The sequence below is a fragment of the Pseudonocardia acidicola genome, from assembly GCF_012911935.1.
GTDB lineage: Bacteria > Actinomycetota > Actinomycetes > Mycobacteriales > Pseudonocardiaceae > Pseudonocardia > Pseudonocardia acidicola.
Genome location: NZ_JAAXLA010000028.1, coordinates 55,793 through 79,662, shown reverse-complemented (window position 1 = coordinate 79,662; position 23,870 = coordinate 55,793). Strand labels below are relative to the sequence as shown.

26 protein-coding genes and 1 pseudogene are annotated in these 23,870 nt (G+C 71.6%); 4 read left to right on the top strand and 23 right to left on the bottom strand.

Annotation, left to right across the window (positions count from 1 at the left end; translation table 11 throughout):
* From HF526_RS16610 to HF526_RS37465, 5 genes are all read right to left on the bottom strand, one after another.
* Window positions 1–339 (bottom strand): PIG-L family deacetylase (locus HF526_RS16610; protein WP_338051527.1); only part of this gene is annotated, 339 nt, incomplete at its 3' end.
* Window positions 336–1,346 carry an acyl-CoA dehydrogenase family protein gene (locus HF526_RS16605; protein WP_169382352.1) on the bottom strand — a complete coding sequence of 337 codons (1,011 nt, stop codon included), beginning with the start codon at window positions 1,344–1,346 and terminating at the stop codon, window positions 336–338. The genes HF526_RS16605 and HF526_RS16610, both read right to left, overlap by 4 nt.
* Window positions 1,347–1,429: 83 nt before the next feature.
* Complete coding sequence (gene dprA, locus HF526_RS16600) at window positions 1,430–2,665, bottom strand: DNA-processing protein DprA (protein WP_169382351.1); 1,236 nt, start codon at window positions 2,663–2,665, stop codon at window positions 1,430–1,432.
* Entirely contained in the window at window positions 2,662–4,173 is a 1,512-nt protein-coding gene (locus HF526_RS16595) for a YifB family Mg chelatase-like AAA ATPase (protein ID WP_169382350.1), read from the bottom strand. The genes dprA and HF526_RS16595 overlap by 4 nt, the downstream gene beginning before the upstream one ends.
* Entirely contained in the window at window positions 4,173–4,517 is a 345-nt protein-coding gene (locus HF526_RS37465) for a YraN family protein (RefSeq protein ID WP_169382349.1), read from the bottom strand. The genes HF526_RS16595 and HF526_RS37465 overlap by 1 nt, the downstream gene beginning before the upstream one ends.
* Before the next feature lie 29 nt (window positions 4,518–4,546).
* Here HF526_RS37465 and HF526_RS16585 point away from each other — a divergent pair, with 29 nt between their 5' ends.
* From HF526_RS16585 to HF526_RS16570, 4 genes are all read left to right on the top strand, one after another.
* A complete protein-coding gene (locus tag HF526_RS16585) occupies window positions 4,547–4,861 on the top strand; it encodes a hypothetical protein (protein WP_169382348.1) in 315 nt (104 codons plus the stop codon).
* Between the two features lie 175 nt (window positions 4,862–5,036).
* Window positions 5,037–5,411, top strand: coding sequence for a hypothetical protein (locus HF526_RS16580; protein ID WP_169382347.1), 375 nt, complete (start codon window positions 5,037–5,039; stop codon window positions 5,409–5,411).
* 152 nt (window positions 5,412–5,563) lie between these two features.
* The gene (locus HF526_RS16575) at window positions 5,564–6,583 is read left to right on the top strand and encodes an FtsK/SpoIIIE domain-containing protein (protein WP_169382346.1); all 1,020 of its coding nucleotides are present in this window, start codon (window positions 5,564–5,566) and stop codon (window positions 6,581–6,583) included.
* 371 nt (window positions 6,584–6,954) lie between these two features.
* Window positions 6,955–7,797 carry a protein rep gene (locus HF526_RS16570; protein ID WP_239028763.1) on the top strand — a complete coding sequence of 281 codons (843 nt, stop codon included), beginning with the start codon at window positions 6,955–6,957 and terminating at the stop codon, window positions 7,795–7,797.
* A gap of 6 nt (window positions 7,798–7,803) precedes the next feature.
* On the opposite strand, the gene HF526_RS16565 is transcribed toward HF526_RS16570, so the two are convergent.
* From HF526_RS16565 to lepB, 18 genes and pseudogenes are all read right to left on the bottom strand, one after another.
* Window positions 7,804–8,100, bottom strand: coding sequence for a hypothetical protein (locus tag HF526_RS16565; RefSeq protein ID WP_169382344.1), 297 nt, complete (start codon window positions 8,098–8,100; stop codon window positions 7,804–7,806).
* 45 nt (window positions 8,101–8,145) lie between these two features.
* Window positions 8,146–11,457, bottom strand: a complete 3,312-nt coding sequence (locus tag HF526_RS36960) for an aggregation-promoting factor C-terminal-like domain-containing protein (protein WP_169382343.1) — start codon at window positions 11,455–11,457, stop codon at window positions 8,146–8,148.
* 102 nt (window positions 11,458–11,559) lie between these two features.
* A complete protein-coding gene (locus HF526_RS16555) occupies window positions 11,560–11,751 on the bottom strand; it encodes a hypothetical protein (RefSeq protein WP_169382342.1) in 192 nt (63 codons plus the stop codon).
* The gene (locus tag HF526_RS16550) at window positions 11,748–11,933 is read right to left on the bottom strand and encodes a hypothetical protein (RefSeq protein ID WP_169382341.1); all 186 of its coding nucleotides are present in this window, start codon (window positions 11,931–11,933) and stop codon (window positions 11,748–11,750) included. The genes HF526_RS16555 and HF526_RS16550 overlap by 4 nt, the downstream gene beginning before the upstream one ends.
* A 14-nt stretch (window positions 11,934–11,947) precedes the next feature.
* The gene (locus tag HF526_RS16545) at window positions 11,948–12,532 is read right to left on the bottom strand and encodes a recombinase family protein (protein WP_169382340.1); all 585 of its coding nucleotides are present in this window, start codon (window positions 12,530–12,532) and stop codon (window positions 11,948–11,950) included.
* A 109-nt stretch (window positions 12,533–12,641) separates the two neighbouring features.
* Window positions 12,642–12,914: a helix-turn-helix transcriptional regulator gene (locus HF526_RS37460; protein WP_420821626.1), complete on the bottom strand. Its 273-nt coding sequence runs from the start codon at window positions 12,912–12,914 to the stop codon at window positions 12,642–12,644.
* 212 nt (window positions 12,915–13,126) lie between these two features.
* Window positions 13,127–13,393 (bottom strand): hypothetical protein, encoded by a 267-nt coding sequence (locus tag HF526_RS16535; protein ID WP_169382338.1) that lies wholly within the window; start codon window positions 13,391–13,393, stop codon window positions 13,127–13,129.
* 259 nt (window positions 13,394–13,652) lie between these two features.
* Window positions 13,653–14,780, bottom strand: coding sequence for a phage minor head protein (locus HF526_RS16530; RefSeq protein WP_169382337.1), 1,128 nt, complete (start codon window positions 14,778–14,780; stop codon window positions 13,653–13,655).
* 268 nt (window positions 14,781–15,048) lie between these two features.
* Window positions 15,049–15,345, bottom strand: coding sequence for a hypothetical protein (locus tag HF526_RS16525; RefSeq protein ID WP_211177317.1), 297 nt, complete (start codon window positions 15,343–15,345; stop codon window positions 15,049–15,051).
* Entirely contained in the window at window positions 15,345–15,587 is a 243-nt protein-coding gene (locus HF526_RS16520; RefSeq protein WP_169382335.1) for a hypothetical protein, read from the bottom strand. The genes HF526_RS16525 and HF526_RS16520 overlap by 1 nt, the downstream gene beginning before the upstream one ends.
* Window positions 15,588–15,640: 53 nt before the next feature.
* Complete coding sequence (locus HF526_RS16515) at window positions 15,641–17,092, bottom strand: AAA family ATPase (RefSeq protein WP_169382334.1); 1,452 nt, start codon at window positions 17,090–17,092, stop codon at window positions 15,641–15,643.
* A 786-nt stretch (window positions 17,093–17,878) separates the two neighbouring features.
* Entirely contained in the window at window positions 17,879–18,061 is a 183-nt protein-coding gene (locus HF526_RS36420) for a helix-turn-helix domain-containing protein (RefSeq protein WP_169382333.1), read from the bottom strand.
* Window positions 18,062–18,288: 227 nt separating this feature from the next.
* Window positions 18,289–19,662: a recombinase family protein gene (locus HF526_RS16505; protein WP_169382332.1), complete on the bottom strand. Its 1,374-nt coding sequence runs from the start codon at window positions 19,660–19,662 to the stop codon at window positions 18,289–18,291.
* Between the two features lie 14 nt (window positions 19,663–19,676).
* Window positions 19,677–19,823 (bottom strand): annotated as a pseudogene (locus HF526_RS16500) (YraN family protein); the annotation flags it as partial.
* Between the two features lie 138 nt (window positions 19,824–19,961).
* On the bottom strand, window positions 19,962–21,353 hold the full coding sequence (zwf, locus tag HF526_RS16495; protein WP_169382330.1) for a glucose-6-phosphate dehydrogenase: 1,392 nt from the start codon (window positions 21,351–21,353) through the stop codon (window positions 19,962–19,964).
* Window positions 21,354–21,538: 185 nt separating this feature from the next.
* Window positions 21,539–21,862, bottom strand: a complete 324-nt coding sequence (locus HF526_RS16490) for a DUF2469 family protein (RefSeq protein ID WP_169382329.1) — start codon at window positions 21,860–21,862, stop codon at window positions 21,539–21,541.
* Window positions 21,859–22,611, bottom strand: a complete 753-nt coding sequence (locus HF526_RS16485; RefSeq protein WP_169382364.1) for a ribonuclease HII — start codon at window positions 22,609–22,611, stop codon at window positions 21,859–21,861. Before HF526_RS16485 ends, HF526_RS16490 begins: the two co-directional genes overlap by 4 nt.
* Before the next feature lie 56 nt (window positions 22,612–22,667).
* Complete coding sequence (lepB, locus tag HF526_RS16480; RefSeq protein WP_338051526.1) at window positions 22,668–23,828, bottom strand: signal peptidase I; 1,161 nt, start codon at window positions 23,826–23,828, stop codon at window positions 22,668–22,670.
* Window positions 23,829–23,870: the final 42 nt, after the last annotated feature.

Genomic DNA, 23,870 nt, shown 5'->3' with positions numbered 1-23,870 from the left:
GAGCTGCACGCCGCCCTCGGCCAGCGCGGCGTGCAGCTCCGCGCGGCGGGCCCCGGCCAGAGCGCCGCGCCCGGCGCTGTCGAGCCCGGGATAGGCCGCTTCCCCGTCGGTGGCCACGACGAGCGTGACCCGGGCACCCGCGCGGTGAGCGGCCCGCAGGCAGCCCCCCGCGCCGAGCGTCTCGTCGTCCGGATGAGCGGCGAGGACGACGAGGTGGTCGTGTGCGGCCGGGTCGAACGTGGGCAGCCGACGCTGTCGCAGTGCGGCCGACCAGTCCTCGACGGGAGTGATCGGCCGCTGCTCCTCGGCCGCGGGCGCGGCCGGACGCGTGGTGCTCACGGTGCCTCCGGAAGGTCGAGGAGCTGGGCGCCGAGTGCGGCATGATCGCGTTCGCCGTGGTGCTGGCGCAGGTAGATCTGCAGGTCGACGAGTTGCCGGGCCAGCGCGGCGTCGCGGCTCAACGGGGTGGGGCCGAGGATCCGCGGTACCCGGTCGACGACCTCTCGGGCGGCCCGCTCGACCACCGTCCGCACAGTGGCCACGGCCAGGCGATGGTCGGCGGCCGGCGCTGCGTCGATCTCGGTCGCCGTGCGCTGCAGCAGCGCATCCGCTGCCGCGAGCAGGGCGTGCAGTTCTCCCAGGTGCGCGAGCTGATGGGCGTCGGGGCCGGGCCCCCGTTCCAGGTGGAACCGGGCCTTGTCGAGCAGGCCGGCAGCCCCGCCCCACCAGACCGCGGCGACGCCCGCTCCACCGACGATGAACCCGGGCCGCCCGGTGTACCAGCCGGGGCCACCCAGCTGTGTGTCCACGGGCACCGCGTCGAACCGGACGTCGAGGGTGTCCGCGGCGTCCATGCCCGCGGCCTGCCAGGAGGCCGGGTCCGGGTGCACACCGCGGTGGGCCAGCCCGACGTCGACGAGCACCGGGGCGCCCGTGCCGGCGCCCTCCGGGTCGGCGACGACCAGTGCCCGGTCCAGGGAGGTCGCCCCCGAGCAGTAGCGAACGGTCCCGTCGAGCACCAGACCGCCGGTGCGCCGTTCCAGCCGGGCGCCCACCCCTCCGGGCCGGGCCGCCCAGACGCCGTAGAGCGCACCGGGGACCACCGGCCGTCCGGCCTCGGCGAGGATCGCGACAGCGTCGGTGTGCCCCTCGGCGAGCCGCGCCAGCGCGAGGTCCGACCTGCCCCATCCCGCCAGAGCCGCCCATCGACGGCCGGTCTGGCCGCCCGCGGGCCGGGGGAGGTCGAGGTCGCCGGCGGCGAGCAGCCTGCGCAGGGTCTCGCTGACCGAGGAGGCCGTACGCGGCGCCGATCCGGACCGGTTCGCCGTCGGTAGCGCCGCCGCCATCGGTTCCCCCTTCGTTCTGCAGGCCTGTTCCCCGATCAGGGCACATCGATACCGCGCCGGCCCGTGACGAGGCCCACGTTGCCTCAACCCTCCAGGGGCCGCCTCCGGGAGGGGCGCTGCCAGCGCCCGTCCCGGTACTCGGCGAGGCCACGGCGCTCCAACTCGACCAGCGCCGGCCGCACGGCCCCGGCCGGCACCCCGGCCTCGATGGTCAGCCACCGGGTGTCGCGGGCGGCACGGGCGGGGAGCGCGTCGTAGACCAGGGTCTGAACCGCGTCGAGGCCGTCGGTCGGTCGCAACGGACGGGCCGGCGCGGTGGCGAGATCGATGCCGAGCCGGCCGACCGCCTCCAACACCTCCTCCGCGCGGGCGACCAGCAGGGCGCCCGCGCGGATCAGCTCATGACAGCCCGCGGACATGCCGGACGTCACCGGGCCGGGTACCGCCATGACCAGACGGCCGAGGGCGCGGGCGTCGGCTGCCGTGCGCTGGGCACCGCTGCGCACACCCGCCTCCACGACGAGAGTGCCCTCGGCCATCCCCGCGAGCAGCCGATTGCGCACCAGGAACCGGTGCCGGGCGGGGACCGCCCCCGGCGGGTACTCGGTGGCCACGAGTCCGACCTCGCCGATGCGGCGCAGCAGCGCGGTGTGCGACGCCGGGTAGGCACGGTCGACCCCGCAGGCGAGGACCGCCACGGTCGGGCCCTCCACCGCGAGCGCCCCCCGGTGCGCCGCGCCGTCGACCCCGATCGCGGCGCCGGAGATGACGGCGTGGCCGCGGTCGGCGAGGCCCGCGGCGACCTCACCGGCGACGTGCACGCCATAGCCGGTCGCCGCGCGCGCCCCGACCACGGCCACCGCGCGCTCGCACAACTGCGCCAACCGCCCTGGGCCCCGCGTCCACAACGCCACCGGCGGGGCGAGCTCCGGATCTCCGGTGAGCGCGAACGCGGCGAACGCCCACGTCGGCCAGTCCGGGTCCTCCGGGACGAGTAACCGGCCGCCCACCGCCTCGGCGGCCGCCAGGTCGGCCTCGGCCCGGTCGACGGCCCGCCGCGCCGCGGTCACGCCGGCCACCTGCTCCGGCACGGCGCCCCGACGCACCCGGGCCGCGGCCTCGACCGGCCCCACCTGCTCCACGAAACGCACCAGCGCTGCGGCAGGCGGTTCGGCGACCCGGGAGAGGTAGGCCCGGGCCAGCAGCACCTCCGGTGCCGGAGCGGCGGTGCAGCGCGGCTCACCGGCACGCTCGCTCAGCGCCGATGATTCGCTCGCACGCTCGCCCAGCGCCGATGATTCGCTCGCACGCTCGCTCATGCCGCCCGCCGATCCCGGAAGTACAGCGCACTCTCCACCGTCTCCCGCCGGGGCCGGTCCAGCCCGGCGAGATCCCCCAGCGTCCAGGCGACCCGCAACGCCCGGTCGGCTCCACGGGCGGTCAGCTCCCCCGCCCGCAGGCCCGCATCCAGCGGACGGGTGACCGAGCGCGGCAGCGGGAACCGGGTGCGCAGTGCCGGGCCCGGAACCTCGGCGTTCGTGCGCCAGCCGTGCTCGGCCCAGCGGGCGGCGGCCGCCGCCCGGGCCGCCTGCACCCGGGCCCGCACCGTCGCGGTGCTCTCCGCACCGTCGCCCAGCCCGGTCAGTGCGGTCACGGGCAGCATCCGGGTCCGTAGGTCGACCCGGTCGAGCAGCGGCCCGGAGAGCCTGCCGAGGTAGCGGCGCCGGGCCAGCGAGGGGCAGACGCAGTCGCGGTCGTGCGCCGGCGCGCACGGGCACGGGTTCGCGGCGAGGATCAACTGGAAACGGGCCGGATACCGGACGGTCCCCTCGGCCCGGGCCAGCCGCACCTCCCCCTCCTCCAGAGGGGTGCGCAGCGACTCGAGCAGGTGCGGCCCGAACTCGGCGCACTCGTCGAGGAACAAGATCCCGCGGTGGGCGAGCGACACCGCCCCCGGCCGCGCTGTCCCGCTGCCGCCGCCCACCAGCGCCGCCATCGACGTCGAGTGGTGCGGTGCGACGAAGGGCGCCACCGTGCTCAGCGGGCCGTCGTCGGGCAGCCGCCCGGCGACCGACCGGATCGCGGCGAGTTGCAGTGCGTCGTCGGGATCGAGCTCGGGTAGCAGGCCGGTGATCCGCTGCGCGAGCATCGTCTTGCCCGTCCCCGGCGGTCCGACCATGAGCAGGTGGTGGCCGCCGGCCGCGGCGACCTCGAGGGCGTGCCGGGCGTCGGGCTGCCCCATCACGTCGGCGAGATCCGGAGGCGCGACGGGGGCGCCGGCGGCGACCGGGCCGGGGCGGCGCAGCGCCACGTCACCGGCCAGCCAGGCCAGCACGTCACTGAGAGTGTCGGCGCCGAAGACGTCCAGACCGTCGACCAAGGCCGCTTCCGGCAGGGTGGCCGCCGGCACCACGACCCGCTCCAGACCGGTTGCGCGGGCGGCGAGCAGGCACGGGAGCACCCCGCGGACCGGCCGCAGCCGGCCGTCGAGCGCGAGCTCACCCAGCAGCACCGTGCGGTCGAGCGTCGCCTGTGCCACCGCCCCACCGGCCGCGAGCACGCAGCAGGCGAGAGCCAGATCGAACGCCGACCCGGTCTTGCGCAGCGTGGCCGGTGACAGCGCCAGCACGATCCGTTCGTTCGGCCAGGTCCGCCCGGAGTTCACCACTGCGGCCCGTACCCGGTCCTTCGACTCGTGCAGCGCTGCATCGGGCAGCCCCACCAGGTGGACCCCCGGCAACCCACCGCCGATCGCCGCCTCGATCTCGACCACCTGCCCGTCGACACCGCGCAGCGCGACCGACCAGGCCCGCGCGAGGCCGGCCATCAGAACGCCGCCTCGTAGTGCTGCAGGGTGGCGGGCCTGCCCGGTTCGAGCAGGACCGCGACCACGTCGAAGCGGATCTCGCACCAGCGCACCCGGTGCGCGGCCAGCCAGGCGTGGGTGACCCGGCGGATACGGGCGGCCTTGCGGCCGGTCACCGCCTCGGCCGGCTCCCCGAACCCCGTACCGGACCGGGTCTTGACCTCGCAGACGACGAGTTTGTCTAGGCCGGTTGCCGAACCGCACAGGATTCGGCAAGACGGGCCCGGCAGGTGCGCCAACACCTGGCCCCGGGCCCTTGACCAGGAGAGGACCCTGGCCCATGAGGAGCGTATCCAGCGCGCCATCTAGCGACCAGCAGCCGCGCGAGCTTGTGATGCATCTGGACTCCCGGGATGCGGTGGCGGTCCGGGAGCTGGCGCGTGGCGTGTTCATCTACTTCTCCGACCGGCTCAGCCCCGAGCAGCGCGACTTCCTGCGCCCACATCTGCTCACCGCGATGGGCACCGGTGAGGACGTCCTCGCGCTGGCGGTTCCGGCTGGGGCCACTCAGGTGATGCAGCGGACCCCGTACGTGGAGGACCTGCACACCTCCCCCGGCTCCCCGACACTGGCTGATCTTGTCGACGACGCCGCGGGGTCAAGGGGCCGGCGCAGCCGATCGCGCAGCGACGCCGTCAGGCGCCCTTGAGGCCGTGGTGGCGGAGCAAGAGCGTGGCCAGGGGCGGGGAGCCGGGGAACCGCCGGCCGACGCGTTTGGCGTCCCACTCGCCCTGGTTTCCATCCCGCGGATCTGACTCCCGCTGACTTCTGTGTCCGCCGGCCGACGGCGGCTGTTCACCATCGCTCACATCTGGAGATCAACTATGCGCACCATCCCTGTCGACCTGTCCCGTCTCGACCTGATCGCCACCGGCAAGGTCAGCAGCAAGGCCGAGTACGTCGAGCTGTCCGACGGCTCCCGCAAGGCCAGTGGCAACCAGGCCAAGGACGAGGCCACCGGCCAGCCACTGTGGGTCATCGACGTCCTGGTCGACGACGACGACGCCCGCCGCGCCGAGGTCGTGGGCGTGACGGTGCCGTCCGCGGACGAGCCCAACCCGCCCAAGTACCGCCCGGTGCGCTTCACCGGTGTCACGGCCCGCATCTACGTCGACCGCGCGTCCGGGCAGGCCCGGGTGTCGCTGGTCGCCGAGAGCGTCGAGACCGCGGCGTCATCCAAGCCGCAGGCAGCGGCATGACCGCGCTGCATCCCGACCCTGGAGGCCCGGCCACTGCGGTCGGGCCTTCGGGCTTTCGCGGATGGTTCCGTCGCCACCGGGAGCACCGTCTCGATGAGCTGGAGGCCGACCGGCTGGTTTGGGCGTGGCGGGAAGCCTGCGAAGGCGCCGGCGTGTGCCGACAGGTCGACACCCCGTCCGGGGTCACGGTGTCCACGCCGCCGCTGGTGAGCGTCGTCCTCGGCCCGCCCACCGTGTTGGTGGCCCGCCTGCTGCCCGGCCAGCTGGTGGGCGACCTGCGCCGGGCCTCCTACCGGCTGGCCGGCCACCTGGGCGCGGTGGCGCTGCGGATCGAGCCGCGCGGGCTGACGTACGCGCGTATCGAGCTGCTGGCCGCGGACCCGTTGGATGCGGTGCTGCCGCTCGACCTCACCCCGGCCCGTGGCGGGGTGCTGCTGGGTCGTGACGAGGCGGGCTGCGAGGTGCGGGTCGAGCCGGTGGAGCTGCCCCACCTTGTGGTGCAGGGGCAGACCCGCTCGGGCAAGTCCGCGTTCCTGTATGCGCTGATCGCCCAGCTGGCCAGCGACGACGACGTGACCGTGGCCGGTGTCGACCCGTCCGGGCTGACCCTGCGCCCGTTCGCCGGTACCCGGCATGGCGAGCATCAGACGTGCGGGCTGGCCGATCTCGACCGCATCGAGAAGGTGCTGGCCGGTCTCGTCGCGGAGATGGACCACCGGCTAACCGTGATGCCCGCGGACCGGGACATCATGGCCACCGGGCCGGGCGTGCCGCTGATCGTGGTGGTGCTGGACGAGTACCCGGCCACGCTGCGCGCGCTCGACGCCGCCGACACCAAGCAGGGCAAGCGGGTGCGGGCCCTGGTTGCCCGCCTGCTGGCCGAGAGCCACAAGGTCGGGTTTCGGGTCGTGATCGCCGCGCAGCGGGCCGAGGCGGCCATTGTGGGGGCCGCTGAGCGGGCGCAGGCGGCCGGTCGGCTGTCGTTCCGGGTGGACAGCCCGGACACGGTGAAGCTGCTGCACTCCGACGCCGACGACCTGGCCGGGGCGCACACCACCGCCCCACCCGGCATCGCGCTGCTGACCTGGCCTGGCCGCCCGCTCTCGCGCATCCGTGCCCCGTGGATCGGCTCCTACGCGGCGTTCGTGTCTGCAGTGGAGCGTGGCGCGTGACCGTCCTGGCGACGCAGCAGCCGCACCGCCCCGCGCCGGCCGAAGGTCGGGGCGCGGGGCGCCGGCGAGCGCAGCGAGCCGGGCTCGGTAAGTATGCGAATAATCGTTCCCTCGCGGACGTGGACGCCCGGCGGGAGCGGCGTGACGAGGCGTGGGTGTTGCGTCGGCGGCTGTGGGAGTTGTCGACGTTGCCCAGGGTCCGGGCGTGTGGTCGGGTGGCGCACGAGGGAGCTGGGCCAACGCTGCGGGTGTCCGGTGAGGGCGCGGACCGTCGGGCTGGGTTTGCCGGGTTGGTGTCGTGCGGTTCGGTGTGGGCGTGCTCGACGTGTGCGCGCAAGATCGGTGCTCGGCGGGCGGAGGAGATCCGCAGCGTGGTCGAGGCAGCGGTGGCTCAGGGCGGCGGTGGGGGCCTGATCAGCCTGACGTTGCGGCATAACCGGGGGCATCGGCTGGCGGACTCCTGGGACGCGCTGCGTTACGCCTGGTCGCGGGTGGTGTCGGGCAAGGCGTATCAGCGGGAGCGGGAGCGGTTCGGCATCGAGGGGTGGTGCTGCGCGGTCGAGGTGACCCGCTCGCAGCTGCACGGCTGGCACCCGCACGCGCACGTCCTGGTCATCACCGACATTCCACTGTCGGCGGAGATGCTGGCTGAGCTGGGCGGGCGGTGGTTCGCCCGGTGGGAGCGGGCCCTGGCTCGCCGTGGCTACACCGCGCTGGAGCACTCGGGTGGCCTGGACGCGAGGGTGATCAGCATCGGCTCGGGGGACGCCCTGGCCGGCTACTTGACGAAGGTGAGTCTGGAGGCTGCGGGTCAGGTCAACAAGGACGGCCGGCGGGGTAGCCGCTCGCCGTTTCAGATCCTGCGTGACGGCCTGGCTACGGGGCTGGCCGACGACCTGGAGGCCTGGTTTGAGTACGAACAGGCCAGCCAGGGGCGCAAGCAGCTCACTTGGAGCCGTGGTCTGCGGGCGCGGTACCGGCTCGCTCCGGAGCAGAGCGACGAGGCGATCGCGGCCGAGGACATGGGCGGTGATGACCTGCTGGCGCTGCCGGCTGAGACCTGGCGCGCGGTGCGCGACCGGGCCGAGGTGCTGCTGGGTTTGGCTGAGCAAGCCGGCCTGCTGGGTGTGATGGCGTGGCTGGCCTACCGTGGGCTGGCCTGGCACGCGGTCGAGGGGCCTCCGGGTCGGGCACCGACCATCCCCGCCGATTGACCCGCTCTACTGGCCCTCGTCTGCGCGACCAGGCCGGACCCCCAGCGGACGCGGCGGCAGCCCGCTGAGGTCGAGCTCGGGCCGGGACGAGCGGGCAGAGGGCTTGCGGCGAGCCGTGGTGTCTCCGCGCCACCCCGCCGGCATCTCGGTGAGGGCGAACTCGATCAGGGTCGCCAGGGCCTGGCTGCGGGTGAGGCCTTCCCGGGTGGCCCGATCGATCACGGCATCGATGAGGTCGTGCGGCAGCCTGACCGGCTTGGGTGGGCTGCACTGGCGGTCGGCGTGTGCTGTGAAGCCGGTCATCGGTCCTCTCCGGGTGTCTTGGCGTTCGCCAACCGGTCTAAGGGCTTAGAGCCCGATCCTGGCTTGGAACTCGAAGCGGCGTTGGACCATGGCGGCGATGGACTCTTCGGACTGGGCCTCGCGCGGGTAGACGTTGATGCTCGGCCGGGTAGCCAGGTCCTTGCGCAGCCCGCGGATCTCATCGCGGAGGGTGTCGATCAGACCCGACCCGTCCCCGCCGCGGCCCTGGGTGCCGGTCACCATCTGGTCGAACTCGTCGCCGGTGAACACCGGCTCCGGGCGGCCGGTGCCGTTGAACGCCAGGGTCAGCCCGGGCTGCAGCAGGCCGCCGGAGTCGTACCAGCCGAAGGCGTTCTCATGCGCCAGTGCGCCGGCCGGGCTGCCGTAGCGCTGGGCGATGTAGCGCAGCCCGGCCATGGCCTGGGCGTGCGGGTCGGAGGTCTTGACCGCCCCGTAGGCGCCCCAGGTCGAGTCGAGGAACTGGAAGATCCCGTAGGCCGTGCTCGTCGGGTTCTGGGCGGTGTTGTTGAACCCGGACTCGCGGTTGATCACCGCCACCAGGTCGTTCCACATCGCGCCCGAGCCCCAGCCGTAGGTGGCGGCCACCTGCTGCACCGCGGCCACGTTGGCCGAGCGTGAGGCCGGCACCCCGGAGACCGTGACGGTGAGCGCGGCCAGCGCGTTCTGCACGGCCTGGCCGAGCTGGTTGGTGAAGTCCTGCAGGCCCGCCACCGCGGCGTCGAGGAACGCGGTGGACAGGCGGAAGCTGGCGGGGGCGCCTAGCTGGGCCTGCAGCGCGGTGTTTACCTGCGGGGCGATGATCGCGCCGTCGGCCATCGGCACCGCGGAGGCGCCCTGGGCCGATGTCGGCAGCAGGGTGCGGTTCATCGCCGCGGCGGCGGCTTCGAGGATGGCGTGGCTGCGCGGGGTGTCGACCAGCGGGATGTAGGCCTCGTTGCCGTGGCGGCGGTCCCCGATCAGCGTCGGGGTGGACGGCGGCACGATGGTGGCGATGCTGGAGGGGTGACTGCGGGCGCGGGCAAGCATGTCGAGCACCCCGCCGTCGGCCATCGGGCGGACGTCGATGCCGCCCTCGCTCTGCATCCGCACGCCGCCGCCGACGGACACCCCGTAGTGGCCGCTGGCACCGGCGTCGATGCGCTGGGCCAGCGCCGAGATGCCCTGCATCTGGGTGGCGATCCCGTCGAGGTTGGCCGCGGCCTGCGCGGTGTCGGCGACGATGGTGACCGTCTTGCCGCCCGGCAGGGTGATCACCTGGGTGTGCAGCCCGGAGGTGGCCGACGCCGCGGTGATCGCGTGCAGCTCCGAGTCGGACAGGTGGCTGACGTACTCCAGCAGCGCCGAGCGGACCGGGCCCTGTGCGGCGGCGGCCATCTCCACCAGCTGGAAGGCGTAGGCGTTCGCGCCGCGGGTGGCCTTCTCGGTGGCGTCGGTGCCGGTGTAGTCGGCCTCGGCCTTCTTCTGGGCAGCGTCCGCCGCGTCCAGTACCGCGTGCACCTGGCTGAGCACCGCGGACTTCGTCTGGTCCGAGGCCGCCCCGTACTGCTGGGTGGACGATGTCACCTGGTCGCCGGCCTGCTTCACGTTGAGCAGCGCCTGTTGGTAGGACACGTCAGCGCCGGCGGCGGTGGCCAGTAGCCCGATCTGGTCGGCGATCTTCTGGTTGTAGCTGGTGAGCGCCGTCGTGGCGTCCTGGGTGGCCGACTGCACCCGGCGCTGCGCGGCCGTGTCCTGGTCGAACCCCTGAGTGAGCGGGCCCAGCTTGTCCAGCACCGACTGCGCGGCCTTGCCCTGGTCGTCGAGCATCGTGACGACCTGATCGCCACTGTTGTAGGTGACGGTGTGCGCGGCGACGATGTTGTGCAGCTGGGTGGTCAGCTTGCTCGCGGCGTCTCCCTGTCCGAGCAGCGCATCAGTCAGGGTGGGCAGGGCGATGCCCAGCTGCTGCGCCGATGCCAGCACGCCTTTCTGTTCGAGCGTCTGCGCGGCGGTCTGGCGCACGTTCTCGGTGATCACGCCGTTGGCCTTGGCCAGGGCCTCAGCGACCGACGCACCCGCCTGAGCCAGTTCCTGCTGGCGCTGAGCGGCCTCCTGGCTGTGCTGGCCGAGGAAGCCGAGCAGGGTGACGGCCCCTCCGATGGCCAGCCCCCACGGGCCGCCGAAGACACCCAGGATGCCGGCTCCGGCGGTCTTGAGCAGTGACCCACTGGCCGCGGCGGTGCCGGCAACCGACCCGAACCGGTCGGCGCTGTCCGCGGCCTTGGCGAACACGGTCGGCACGTCGGAGAGGCCGGTCTTGACCGTCTTCAGGACGTCGTTCATGGCGCCGCTCTTGACCGAGAACAGCACCATGGCCGCCGCCGCGGCCTCCACCGGGGTCGGTAGCGCACCGATCCCGTCGGAGAACACCTTCACCAGCGGATTCACGAGTGTGAGCACGCCGTCGACGGCCTGCAGGCCACCGACCAGCCCGTGACCGAGCACGCTGACCAGATTTGTGGCCGCCGGGGCCGCATCGGCCAGGTCCCGGCCCAGCGCGGGCAGGATGTCGTGCACCACCCCGCCGAGAGAGCTGAAGGAACGGCCGGCGTCGGCGGAGCCGGTGGAGAGCTGGGAGAAGAACCCGCTAAGCCCGCTACCGGTCTGTGCCAGTAGGTCGTCGAGGCCGCGTATCACCGGCTGGGCGGTACGGACCGTGTCGACCAGCCCGGGCATCGCGTTGGAGGCCAGGTTCTCGACGCCGTGGGTCAGGGTGGTCAGCTCTGGGCCGAGGTCGCCGAAGATGCCGCGCAGTTGCGGGCGCAGCGTCTCGAACTCCGAGCCGATGGAGCCGATCATCGTGGTGAAGTAGGGCACCAGCGGCGCCGTGTCGGACTGCAGCTCGGTGAGGATGGTGTGCCCGAGGCCGACGAAGCTGGCCTTCACCTCGTCGTTCTTGGACATGATCGCGGCCGTGACGGCGCCGAACGCGATCGGGATGGCTCCGAGCGCGGCAGGGCCGGCGATGGCCGCGGCTGCGGTCACTCCGGCAGCGATGAGCGGATTGAACACCTGGCCACCGGTCCCGGACAGGGTGGCGAGGTCACGCTGGGCGGCTTTGGTGTCCGCGTTGACCTTGACGGTGACGTCTTTGCGGTCGAGCGCGTCCAGCTCGGTCTTGGCCTTGGTGATGTCGGCGAACAGTCCGGCGGTGTTGGCCTTGAGCGTCGTGGTGTAGGTCTCGTGGGCGAAGTCGGCGGCTTCCCGGCGGGCGGTGTCGAGATCGCTGCTGAACCCGGTCTTGTCCAGGGTCAGCGTGGCGACGATGGAGCCGGCATCGAACGCGATGGCGTCCACCCCCCTGTTTGGAGAACCCTGCCTAGATCGTACGGCGGTATACCGACGGCGCTGCCCGGTCCAATGACCCTAGGCCGGGCGTTGATCTTGTTAGCGGCGCTCTCAGCCGGCTCTGTGTGCCTCTCCGGCGAGGTAGGCCTGATAGGCGTCGACACCGTGCTCCATCAGGACGCGCATCGCCTCTTGCGAGTGGGTCACCGGATCAGGGTCATGGACGGTGATGCCTTCCGCGGAGTCGTCCCAGATGCGCTTGCGTGCGTACTCGCGGTTGATCTCCTGCTCGTCGGCTGTCATCGGACTCCCATCGACTGTGCGCGCTGGCGGTTCATCGTCTCGTGCTGGGCCACGAGCTTGACTCGATCCCAGAGGGCGCCGTCGAGGGTCACGGTGACCTTCTCGCCGTCGTCTGCCTCGCTGCCGGCGCTGTCGACCAGCTCGACCATCAGGCCGGCCAGGCCGTCACCTCGCCACTTCACCAACTCCGGACCTCCTAGGTGCGGGACTCGCGTGGGGCCGTCTCACGCTCGCTCAGGGCGCGGTAGACGGTGGTACGGCTGACGCCGAGCAGCTGGGCGATCTCCTCGACGGTGTGCGTCTTGGCGTCGTAGAGCTCGCGAGCGTGCTGGAGCTTGGCTCCGGTGAGCTTGGGCCGGCGCCCACCCTTGCGGCCACGTGCACGGGCTGCGGCAAGGCCCTCCCGAGTGCGCTCAGCGATCATGTCGCGCTCGAACTCGGCGAAGGCCGAGATGACCGTGAAGAACATCCGACCGGCCGGCGTGCTGGTGTCGATGTGCTGATGCAGCACCATGAGGTCCACACCGTCGGCGCGCAGCTTCTCGGCAAGCTCGATCAGATTTTTGGTGCTGCGTCCGAGCCGGTCCAGCTTGGTGATCACCAGCGTGTCGCCGGGGCGCAGCTTGTCCAGGGCCTCGTCCAGGCCGGGCCGTGAGGCCAGCTTGCCGGAGGCGTGGTCGGTGAAGATCTTGTCGCAGCCAGCTGCCGTCAGCGCATCGAGCTGTGCCGAGGCGTCCTGGTCTTCGGTGCTGACCCGTGCGTACCCGATCCGGTATCCCACATGGTCAAGTGTACCGAAAACGGTGGTGTAGCAGTAGAGCGATACATAGATTTCGTGCACGAGTTACGGGACAGAGTTCTCCCAGGTCGAGCACACGGCCTCATGATCGCTAATCTCTGTACCGCATACGGTCGTTTGTGATACGGCGGTGGGGAGTGCGGCTGTACGGCGACGACCACCCCACGCCGGGACGAGCGACTGACATCAGCTGGGCGCACTCGTCCTCGGTCAGCCGGTACACGACGGCCACACGCTCAGCCAGCGCCACGCTCGGAGCTCGATCCGCTCTCTCCAGGTGCAGCAAGGTGTTGCGGTTGCAGCCGATGACCTCGGCCGCGTCCCGGGATGACAAGCCGGCTCGCAGCCGAGCAGATCGCAGCATGGCGGCCACGTCCGGGTCGATCTCCCGGACGGCGTACATGGCTCTAGCCATGATCACCCTCTTCGGTCTGTAGGACGGGGTTCAGCGCGCTGAGGCGGGGGCCGCGACTGGGTGGGCTGTCCATCGAGTGGGTGGGCTGTCCATAAGGTCCCAGCGGGCGATGGGTCGCAGGCTCAGCTGGGCGCACTGGGTGTGCGCACTGGGTGTGCTCGCTAGGTGTCACTGGGTGTGTCACTGGGCTTCTCAGCTGGTGTGTCAGTGGGTGTGGTGTCGGTGTGTCGGCGGGTGCGCTGCTGGGCTTGTAGGTAGAGGTTGGTAGCGGCGAGGACGCACAGGACGGCGACCAGGCCGAGGACGACGTACCAGAACTTGATCAGCAGGCCGGCGACGATGAGGCCGAGGAGGATCGGTCCGCAGCCTGTGCCGGTGAGCCGGCTGCCGACGCGGACACCGGGGGCGACCTTCGCTGAGACGTACACCGGGTTGCCCTTTCTCGGGCGGTGAGATTGAACGTTGGTGTTGGGCCGTCCGGCTGGCCCGGCGCCGGCGCGTGGACCGGGCCAGCCGGAGCGGGCGGGCAGGTGAGCCGTCTGTGTTAGCAGCCGCGATGACGAGGACATCTGCGACCCACGCTCCCTTTCTGGTCCGCGGTCCCGGAGGGGGAGCACCGGGGCGGTGCAGTTGACCCGCATGCCACTCCGCTGCGGTCGGAGTGGTGGTCCTAGATGAGCGTGTGTCTCAGAGCAGCCCGGCGGCGCGGGCGAACTCGCGCATCTCGGCCTTGGTCGCCGCGACCTCCTCCGGGGTGTAGACGCGGTCGGCGTTGGGCTGGGGCTGCTGGTCGTGGAAGCCGCGGGAGCCGTCGACCGGGTTGAACCCGACCGGGACGCGGACCCGGGCCGAGAGCATCCGCTTCGCGATCTCGTGCTTGGAGAGCCCGTTGAGCGACGGCATGAGGTGCGGGTTGTTCCGCGCGAGCGCGACGACCTCGTCGATCGTCTCCTGGCTGGGGGACGGCGCGAGGGCCCCGTACTTGTCGTCGAAGTCGGGCGTGGCCGGGGTGTCGAGGCGACGGCCGGATCGGTCGTAGCAGGGGGCCTCGATCGGGGGCAGCTCGCCGTAGTGGCCCTGCTCGACGGCGAAGTCGAGGTAGTTGTCCATCGTGAGCTCCTTCGAGAGAGTGATCTTGGTCTTGGGCCCGACGACCGGTGCGCCGGGATGTGGTGGGCCGGCCGTGCACCGGCAGAACGGATGCACCGCACCGGGCAGGCCGGCTTTCGGCGGGTGGGTGATCGAGAAGTTCTTTCCGTCGAGCGCGGCGCAGACCGCGTCGGTCTTTCCATCGAGGACGGCGTTCCACCCGAGGACCGGGCCGTGCTCCTGCGCTGCGGCGTCCATCGCCGCGCCGGCGGTCTGCCGCCGCTGTTGCATAAGCCGGTGGGCGTCGAAGTGCCCCCGCTCGGCGGCGATGGCCTCGGCGATGGTCTTCCCGGCCTGCACTGTGGCGTAGACACGCCGTGCGGCGTTGACCAAGTACTGCGACCGTCTCGTCAAGTTGAGCCGATCCTGGGCGCGTTGAGCCGGTCCGCCGACCACCTTGGGCTTACCCGAGGGTCCAGACAGGTTGTCGGCGACCGCGCGGGCGACGCTGGACGGCACACCGAGCCGGCTCAGCTGGCCCGCGATCAACCCCGCGCCGGCTCCCGCGGCCAGCGCGGCGACCAGCGCGGAGATGACGACACCGTCGGCCACCGGCTCCTGCTGCTGTGGAGCTTCAGTCGGGGGTGGCGTGGCTACCGGGGCGGCCAACTCGATGACCTGCCACGGCTCATCGTTGACCGGCCCATAGATGATCAACGCGCTCATCGCGCCTTCCTCCACTTGGCGATGGCCTGGTCTGCGTCCTGGGGTGCTCGGGGCCGGCCGAGCGCGGCGGGCTGGATGACGCCGTTCTCCGCTGCTTCACACCAGGTGCAGACCGGTGGCTCGGGGTCCGCCACTCGGACAGTGGTGAGTTCACCGCATTTGAGGCAGGGCCTGGCTTCGATCTGATCGGCGACGTGCGCGGTACAGGCGGGGTGCCGGCCATGCGGGTCGGGCCGGTCCACCGGCTTGTGGCATGTCGGACAGCTGGTCATCGTTCGGCCTCCTTGGTGTCTCCGTCGAGATCGACGGCCTCGGTGGTGACGTCGAGGTCGGCCGGGTCGACGAGGTCGATGCCCACCTCAGCCGCGGCGAGCAGGATTGCGGCTGAAGTGAGGGCGCCGTGGGCTGCTCGTAGGTGGCCGGTCAGCGCCTCGTCCGCGGGAAGTGGGCCGTCCTCGACTTCGCGAAGCAGGTCGTCGAGCTCGTGGCGCTGCGTGGTGAGCAGGGCCCGGATTTCACGGGTCCTGGGGATGGAGTAGGCGACGGACACCAGCGGCGGCGACATCATGACCGTGCGCCCCCGACGGCCGGCTCCAGGATGATGAGCGCCTCGATGACCGCCAGCTCCCGGAAGACGACCTGCAGTGTCGTCGTGACGGACTCGACGTCGTACCTGCCTTCGGCCGCGGCAACCTGGTCGAGGACCCGGTTCACCGCGGCGAGGGCGGTGACATCGTCCGAGGTGTACGGGGTATCGGACTCCAGCAGGACGCGCAGCACTTCCATCCTGGCGCGGATACGGCTCATCCGAAGGTCGATGACCTCGGGAGGCTGAGGGAAGGGCTCAGTGTTGAACAACGTCAGTTCTCCTCGGGGTCATCGATCGGCTCACCGGATACGCGCCAGAGGCCGGGGTGGGGCTGAGTCGCGCCAGTGAGGCCAAGCTGTGCCTCGCGCATGTGGGCTGGCACGACTGGCACGACTGGTGAGCGAGGGTCTGCAGTGGCGCCAAAGGGGGGTTTGCATTTGCCCTGGTCAGAGCCAGTCGTGCCGGTTGTGCCACTCTCACGTGCACGAGCACCACTGCCGCTGCCGGTGGCACGACTGTCCGGGAGGCTCCAGATAGACACCCGCGGGAACCCCTCGTTGGTCACCACCACCCCGAGCGACACACGAGCCCGCTGGAGCGTTCGCTCGCTGATGTCAGCTCCGCGGGCTGCGCGCTTTACGTCCCTGGACGGTGCTTTGCGGTTCTCCTCCAGGTAGTCGGACAGCCACGCCTCGGCGGTGTTCTGCTCGACACGACCTTCGCTCTCCGAGGCCCCGAGAAGGTCGCTGGCCCGCTGGTCGGTCTCTCCGAGCCATTGGGCCCGACCAACGTCCGCAGTGCCCTCCGGCGTGCTCACAGACGCGCTGACGATCTGTACAGCGAGCGACGCGGGCGGGCGGCCGAGGTTGCCCTTCTCCCGGGAGATGATCAGGTGCTCGGTCTCGGGGTCGCGAGCGACAGCCAGGACGCTACGGGCGACCTGGGACCACGCGATCGAGCCAAGGATGAGCTTTCCGGTGTCACTGCTCTCGCGCTTGCCGAAATGCACGATGCCGAGCACGGCGGCACTGGTCTCCTCGCCGATACGGGCGATCCGCTCAAGGCCGATGCGCATGGCACGGTCCTTGTCGCCGTCGAGGCGCGAGTCCAGGACCGAGGTCGCGGCATCGAGGACGACAAGAGCGGCGTCACACTCGGTGATCACCTCGGCGAGCAGTTGCCCATCCACCGGCAGGACGATCGACGCGGTGATGTCGCCGTCCTCGGTGGGACTGATGGCGTCCAGGAAGATCACGCGGTCCAGGTCGGCACCGGCAGCGAGGAGCCTGGGGACGATCGTGTAGTCCCTGGCATCCTCGGAGTTGATGTAGATCACGTTCCGCGGCTGGCCCATGAACTCGCCGTCGAGCTTGCCCCGAGTTACCTGGGCGACGAGTTCCACGGCGATCGTCGACTTACCCAGCCCCTCCCGGCCAGCGAGCAGGCTCAGGCCTCCGACGACGATCCGGCCGTCCCAGAGCCAGCGGGCGCGCCGCATTGCCACCTGTGACGCCCTCGTGACCCGCAGGTGCCTGCCCTTCGGAGCGTCATCTCGGTCGGGGTGCTCCCCGTTCCCCGGCGTGGAGGAACGGGGAGCGGAGCGGGGGCTTCTGACGGGCTGCAGCTGTCCGGTCCCGGCCAGGGTCGCGTGGCGCAGCCGGTCAACCCCGACACCCTGGCGTGCCAGTCTCTCGAAGATCGCGGCGCCGTCCTGGGCCGTCATGCGGCACTCCTGTGGTGGTTGAGCTTGTCGCCACATGAGCTGCACCGGCCGCGTCTGACGTCGCGCCACACGCTGGCCGGGTAGAGCGGCGGGAGCCCAAGGGCGCGCAGGTGCTCCCCCGCGGCCTGCCAGCTCTCCAGCTCGCGCTCGGTCCACCGGCTTCGCGGCGGCGGGTCGTGTGGGTCTTTCCGGCCGTCCTCTAGAGGCGGGCAGCGCCATGCGGCAGACCGTCGGGCGCGGACCTGGGTGCCGTAACCGGCGTTCATGCCGACCCCCGGCCCGAGACCTCGCCCAGCAGGACGACCGTGATGCGCTGCCAGCTGCAGCCGGCGCGGCGCTCGACCAGGCCGGCGGCGACGTCCGCCGCACTGAGGCGGTGAATGTGCTCTCCGCGACAAAGTGGGCAGCGGACGACAATTGTGGCCATGGTGCGCCTGCCTGCCGGATGGCTAACTCGACCTCGTGCAACAGGTCGGCCGGACCGGATAGAATGCTGAGACGCAGCAGCTCTCGGGTCGGGGCTGGGTGTTTGGTGGTTCGGGGTGGTGGCTTCGAGTGTCGCGAAGCCACCCCTCACTCTTTCTGGGTTCATTTTTCAGGCCTCTTTTCAGGCCCTGGGCTGCGGTCCCGGGGGCAGTTCGGATTCGTTTGCGGCTTGGGGAGCGCAGCAGGTTCGACCCAGCGCAAGGGCGATGCGGTCGCGCTGAGCGGGACTAAGCGGCGGCCAGCGGGCAACCAGCGCTTGGGCCCAGTTCAGCAGGTCAACGCCTTGGTCGGCCGTGGCGGTCACGCCGCTGACAGTGGCGGGGTGGTCAGCCGTTCGAGCTCGCTTACGGGAATACGAACCGACCCGCCGATACGAACAGAGGCGATCTCGCCCTTTTCGATCAGGCGAGTGACGGTCCGTCTGCAGAGCTTCAGAGCCTCGGCGGTATCCGAGATCGTGACCACGTGGTACTTGGTGTCCACGGAGGGACCTCCATTTTCGGAGTAGGACCTAAGCAGGCTGTAAGCACCTGCTCGTGTCTCCTACTGTGCACTGCAGTCAGCGGAAGTCACGACATCTACAGCGGACGTCCGATAGAGAGCTTGTCCCGATTGCGCAGATTTCGTGTGTCACAATGAACGCGTAGTCACGCCACGCCGCCACAGTCCAATCGTGCCCACCTGAGAAATTGACTGCCAGATTCACTCGATCAGGTGAGTGGTTCGATCCGAACTGACGCGGGGTCGAACCTGCGGCTGCCGCGGCCGACCGGCATGAGCGTGACCGACATGAGCGCGCCTACGACCGCGCGCTGCCGGTCGGTGTCGATGGCCGCCCATGCCTCGGCGACGTCGCCGGCCGACACCAGGTCGCCCAGCACGTCGACCCGGCCGGCGTCGGCGATCTCGCGCTCAGCCGCCGCCAGATTGGTGCGCAGCCGCTCAGTGGCGATGCGCAGCTGCGACGCGGTCAGCTCCCCCTCGGCGAACTCGGTGGCCAGGGCATCCAACCGGGTGCGCAGGGCCTGGGCCTTCTCGCGCAGCACCTCGACGTCCGGGAGCTGGTGGTCAACGAGGAGGTCCCTGGCATCAGGCCGGGACAGACGGGCGATGACGACCTTCGAGACCAGGTCGTCCACCACGTCGCCCCGGCGCGCCACGTGCCCTAAGGAGCGACAGCGGTAGGAGTGATAGGTGCCCCGGCGGGAGCCGGCCTGAACCGGCTGGTTGCACACCCCGCAGCGGGCCACTCCGGAGAGCAGGTAGCGGCCCACGGGCGTCGACTGACGCCGGTTTGGATCGGTGAGCAGGGCGGCGGCGGCACGGTAGGTCTCTTCGGGCACGATCGCAGGCCACCGCGCAGGGCCGACCTCCTGGTCCCGGTGTTCCCGTAGCCCGGCGTTGCGGGCTTTCAGCAGGAGGACCTTGACCGTCTCGGCGGACCATCTTGGGGGCTCAGTGGCTGCGTGACGGGAGCTGCGCAGTCCCGAGCCGTTCCACTGCCGGGCGATGCCGGCGAGGGTCGCTCCGGCCAACACAGCGCGATATGCGTCCCGGATCGCGGCGGCCTCGACAGGTACGAGCGCAGACCGGTCGAGAGTGAAGCCGAAGGCCCGCGGCCCGGATGGAGCCTTCCCGAGCGCGGCTGCCTGCTCAGCGGCCCGCCGCTGGCGATCCCCCTTCACATCGATCTCGTGTTGAGCAGCCGCGCCCAGGATGTCGGCGGCGAGCCGGCCCGCCGGGGTCGACAGGTCCATGTCAGATCCGCGGACCAGGCTGATCACCAGGCCTCGCTCACGGCCTAGCTCAAGGAGGCGCAGCCGGTCACGGGCGGTGCGGCAGATCCGGTCGAGCGTCCAGCCCACCACGACGTCGAGGCGCCCGCCTTCGACGTCCTGCATCAGGGCCTCGAACCGGGGCCGGCGGACCTTGCCGGCGGCGCTGATGTCGTTGTCGACGTAGTGATCGACAAGCTGCCAACCGCGGGCAGTGACGAGCCGGTCGGCGTCCTGGCGCTGACGGTCAACGCCCAGCTCATCGCCGAGCTGGTCCCGGGAGATTCTTAAGTAGACGCCAGCGCGCACATGTGTATTCTAGCGACTAACCGGTCGGCGTCCGTCGCGACGACATCGAGCTCACCCTCCCGGCACCGCCAGTTCCGGGACAGCACGACCAGACCGCGTCTCTCCAGGTACTCGACCGCGACGTCCTCGCCGCGGCGGCCGAGCGCATCCTTGGCTGCCATACCGTCCACGATCGCGGCGCCGAACGGCCACCGACAGCCTGACCTGCGAAGCTGTGGACAGCTCGGGGCCGATGGGGACAACCCGCCCGCGTCACGGTAGGGAGGACCGAGACTGTCGGGACACCGGTGTAGGGGCCGTCAGCCGAGGGGGGCGTGCCAGCCGAGCCGTGCGGCCGCCACGTCCGGCCCCCAGCTGCCCCGCGGGTAGGTCAGCGGTGGCTCGGTCCGCTCGTCGAGCACCGGCCCCACGATCCGCCAGGCCTCCTCCAGGGTGTCCATGCGGGCGAAGTGGGTCGGATCCCCGGCGATCGCGTCGGCGAAGATGCGCTCGTAGGGGGCGTGCATCTCGCCGAGCACGCTGCGGAAGTCCACCGAGACCGGTAGCGGGGCGGTCCGGTCGCCCGGGCCGGGCTCCTTGGCCAGCAGTTCGAAGGTCAGCCCGGCGTCGGGCTGCACGCGCAGCCGCACCAGGTTCGGCCCCGGGGCGCCGCCGGCCGCGTCGACGAACAGCCTGCGGGGTGGCTGCTGCAGTTCCACGACGACCTCGAGCGCGGTCGTCGGCAGGCACTTGCCGGCGCGGACCCGGATCGGCACGTCGGCCCAGCGCCAGTTGTCGATGTGCAGTGTGAGCGCGACGAAGGTCTCGGTCGTCGAGTCCGGCGCCACTCCCGGGGTATCGAGGTACCCGTCGTAGCGACCGAACACGGCCTGCGCCGGGTCCACCGTCCGCACCGCCTGCAACAGGTGGCCCCTGCCGTCGCGCTGGGCGTCGGCGTCGTCGCTGACGGGCGGCTCCATGGTCAGATAGGCGAGGACCTGCAGCAGGTGGTTCTGTACCACGTCGCGGACGGTGCCGACGGCGTCGTAGAACGAGCCGCGGTCGGCGACGTCGAACGCCTCCGCCATGGTGATCTCGATGCCGCGCACCCAGGTGCGGTTCCACAGCGGCTCGAGCAGGGTGTTGGCGAACCGCAACACCAGCAGGTCCTCCACCGGCTCCTTGCCCAGGTAGTGGTCGACCCGGAACAGCTGGTCCTCGTCGACGTGCCGGCGGATCCGGGCGTTGAGCGCGCGGGCCGAGGCGAGGTCGTGGCCGAACGGCTTCTCCACCACGAGCCGGCCCCGCCCGGTCAGTCCGGCTGCGGCGAGGTTGTCGACGACGGCGCCGAAGAGGTCGGGCGGCACTGCCAGGTAGTACACCCCGAACGGGTCGGATCCGGCGGCGGAGTGCACGGCGGCAGCCAGCCGGCGGAAGGTGTCCGGGTCGCCGTAGTCGCCCGCGACGAGCTGCACCCGGGCGCTGAAAGCCTCCAGGGCCGCCCGGTCGGCGTCCGGGACGGCGTCCTGCACCGCGGACGCGATGTGCTTGTCCAAGGTCGCGCGGTCGCGGACCGACCGGGCCACCCCGATGATCGGAACGCTGAGCTCACCGCGCGCGGTGAGCCGGTAGAGGGCGGGGAGGATCATCTTGCGGGCGAGGTCGCCGGTGATGCCGAAGAGGACCAGCACCTCCCCCGCAGGCGCGGTCACCGTGACGCCCGCTTCTCGTCGTGGCCGCCGAACTCCCTGCCTCCGGCGGACCGCACCGCAACGCGCCCCAACGTGCCGATCCTCATGCCAGGCTCCACGTCGACGTCGTGGCACAGAGGGGGCAACGCTAGACCGGCCCGGCCGGGCCTGGCATCGGCGGGATGGCCCAACCCGGGCCCTGCCGGTCAGGAGCCGAACGTGTCGCCCCCGGGCAGCCGCAGGTCGGGCTTGTCGAGCTCCTCGATGTTCACGTCCTTGAACGTGAGCACCCGGACGTTCTTGACGAAGCGCGCCGGACGGTACATGTCCCACACCCACGCGTCGGACATCCGGACCTCGAAGTAGACCTCACCGTCCGCGTTGCGCGGCGCCACGTCGACCGAGTTCGCGAGGTAGAAGCGGCGCTCGGTCTCCACGACGTAGGAGAACTGGGAGACGATGTCCCGGTACTCCTTGTAGAGCGTGAGCTCCATCTCGGTCTCGTACTTCTCGAGATCCTCGGCGCTCACAGCTGTACTCCTTCTCGGGCTTGCGGGCCCACCACCGGCGTGAGCATCCCATTGTGGACCAGGGCGGTGGCGGGCCCGACAGCGGCGGTGGCCGCCGCGACCGCGGACACGTTGACGAACGAGTAGCGATGCACCGCGCTCGGACCGTGTTCCGCCAGCGCGGCGTCGTGAACAGGCGTGCAGTAGCCCTTGTGCAGCGCGAACCCGTACTGCGGCAGCTGCGCGTCCAACTCGACCATGATCCGGTCCCGCGTCACCTTGGCCAGCACGGACGCGGCCGCGACGCACGCCGCGACCTGGTCGCCCTTCGGCACGGCCAGGGCCGGGCGACCGAACCCGCGCACCGCGAACCCGTCGGTCAGTACGTACCCCGGCGGCTCGGACAGCCCGGCGACGGCGCGCCGCATGCCCTCGATGTTGGCGACGTGCACGCCGCGCCGGTCGACCTCGGCCGGCGGGATGACGACGACCGCGTGGTCGGCGGCCCTCCGGACGATCAACCGGTAGTACTCCTCGCGGGCGGCCGCGGTGAGCATCTTGGAGTCGGTCAGGCCCTCGAGCCGCTTGGCGTCGCCGGGCCGCAGCACACAGGCCGCGACCACGAGCGGCCCGGCGCAGGCCCCTCGTCCGGCCTCGTCGACGCCGGCGACCGGCCCGAGGCCGTGCCGGTCCAGCGTGCTCTGCAGGGTCCAACTGCCCGCCGAGCGGCGGACGACGGCGCGCGCAGGCCGCCAGTCCGGCGGCAGCACGAAGGACGGGACTCGGGGCTTGCGCCCGTTGGGACGTACCGGCACAGAACCCCCGGTCAGCGCAGGCCGCGCCCGCGCGGGCGCCGTCGCGGCGGCACGCTGCGGGACGGCAGGAAACCCGTCACGTCATCCTCCCAGCGGGCCCGCCACCGGCGCCCGGCGGCCAGCGGCAGCGTGCCGAGCATCCCGAGGGCCAGCGGCGCGCCCGAGTTCGCCGGACCGCCCCCGGCGGGCATGCCGACGGCGGTGGTCTGCGGGTCGGGGGACGGGATCCAGCCGAAGCGGGAGAACGGCAGCACGATCAGCCGGGCCTTGCCGATGACGTTCGCCACCGGGACGGGGCCGTGGCCGGGCACCCGGGAGTCGGCCGAGTTGTTGCGGCTGTCACCCATCATCCAGAGCTCCCCCGGGGGAACCGTGACCGGCCCGAACGGGACCTGCCGCGCCGGGCCGGCCTCGGGCAGGTAGTAGATGTAGGGCTCGTCGAGCGGCTGGCCGTTGACCATCACGCGGTTGCGCGAGTCACAGCAGGACACGGTCTGGCCGCCGACGGCGATGACGCGCTTGACGAAGTCCTTCTCGTCGGGCGGGGCGAGGCCGACCAGCGAGCCGAGCTGCTGCAGGCCGCGGACCAGCGCGCTGTTCGGCTGCTGGACGGTGATCTCGCTGTTCCAGCTGTCCGGGCCGCGGAACACCACCACGTCGCCCGGGGCCGGGTCGGTGAACCGGTAGCTGACCTTGTCGACGAGCACCCGGTCGTTGTCGCAGCCGGTACAGCCGTGCAGCGTCGTCTCCATCGACCCCGACGGGATGACGTAGACCTTGGCCAGGAACGTCTGAATGAGGAACGTCAGGAGCAACGCCACCACGATGAGCAGCGGCAGTTCCTTCCAGAACGTCGGCCGCCGCCGGCGCCCGCCGCGGGGCGGGCGGGCCTTCTCCTCCCCCGAGCCGGCATCGGCCTGCTGGAAGGACGAGACCGGACGGCCCGTGGGCGACTCACCGGCGCGGCGCCGGTGCCGGCCCGGGCTGGCCGGGGTGTCGGCAGCAGGGGGGTCGACGGCGGGGATGTGCGTCGTCTCCGGCTCCGGGTCGCTCCCGGCCGGCTCGGCCGGAGGCGGGATCCGCCGGGGTGGCTCGGTCCGCCGCCCAGGCGGCGGACCGGGCTGGCCACCACGCGGCGGTGCTACCTGGCCGTTGCGCGGTCCGCCGCCCACCGGCGGCGGACCGGGGCGTCCGTTGCCCGGGGGAGACGGCGG

Excerpts from the sequence above, each read along its gene's own strand:
- HF526_RS16580 (WP_169382347.1), top strand. The coding sequence starts at position 5,037 with ATGCGCACCATCCCTGTCGACCTGTCCCGTCTCGACCTGATCGCCACC.
- HF526_RS37465 (WP_169382349.1), bottom strand. The coding sequence starts at position 4,517 with ATGGCGCGCTGGATACGCTCCTCATGGGCCAGGGTCCTCTCCTGGTCA.
- HF526_RS16595 (WP_169382350.1), bottom strand. The coding sequence starts at position 4,173 with ATGGCCGGCCTCGCGCGGGCCTGGTCGGTCGCGCTGCGCGGTGTCGAC.
- HF526_RS16520 (WP_169382335.1), bottom strand. The coding sequence starts at position 15,587 with ATGAGCCGTATCCGCGCCAGGATGGAAGTGCTGCGCGTCCTGCTGGAG.
- dprA (WP_169382351.1), bottom strand. The coding sequence starts at position 2,665 with ATGAGCGAGCGTGCGAGCGAATCATCGGCGCTGGGCGAGCGTGCGAGC.
- HF526_RS16525 (WP_211177317.1), bottom strand. The coding sequence starts at position 15,345 with ATGTCGCCGCCGCTGGTGTCCGTCGCCTACTCCATCCCCAGGACCCGT.
- HF526_RS16530 (WP_169382337.1), bottom strand. The coding sequence starts at position 14,780 with ATGAGCGCGTTGATCATCTATGGGCCGGTCAACGATGAGCCGTGGCAG.
- HF526_RS37460 (WP_420821626.1), bottom strand. The coding sequence starts at position 12,914 with ATGCTGCGATCTGCTCGGCTGCGAGCCGGCTTGTCATCCCGGGACGCG.
- HF526_RS16565 (WP_169382344.1), bottom strand. The coding sequence starts at position 8,100 with ATGACCGGCTTCACAGCACACGCCGACCGCCAGTGCAGCCCACCCAAG.
- HF526_RS16515 (WP_169382334.1), bottom strand. The coding sequence starts at position 17,092 with ATGACGGCCCAGGACGGCGCCGCGATCTTCGAGAGACTGGCACGCCAG.
- HF526_RS16555 (WP_169382342.1), bottom strand. The coding sequence starts at position 11,751 with ATGACAGCCGACGAGCAGGAGATCAACCGCGAGTACGCACGCAAGCGC.
- HF526_RS16585 (WP_169382348.1), top strand. The coding sequence starts at position 4,547 with ATGCATCTGGACTCCCGGGATGCGGTGGCGGTCCGGGAGCTGGCGCGT.
- HF526_RS16605 (WP_169382352.1), bottom strand. The coding sequence starts at position 1,346 with ATGGCGGCGGCGCTACCGACGGCGAACCGGTCCGGATCGGCGCCGCGT.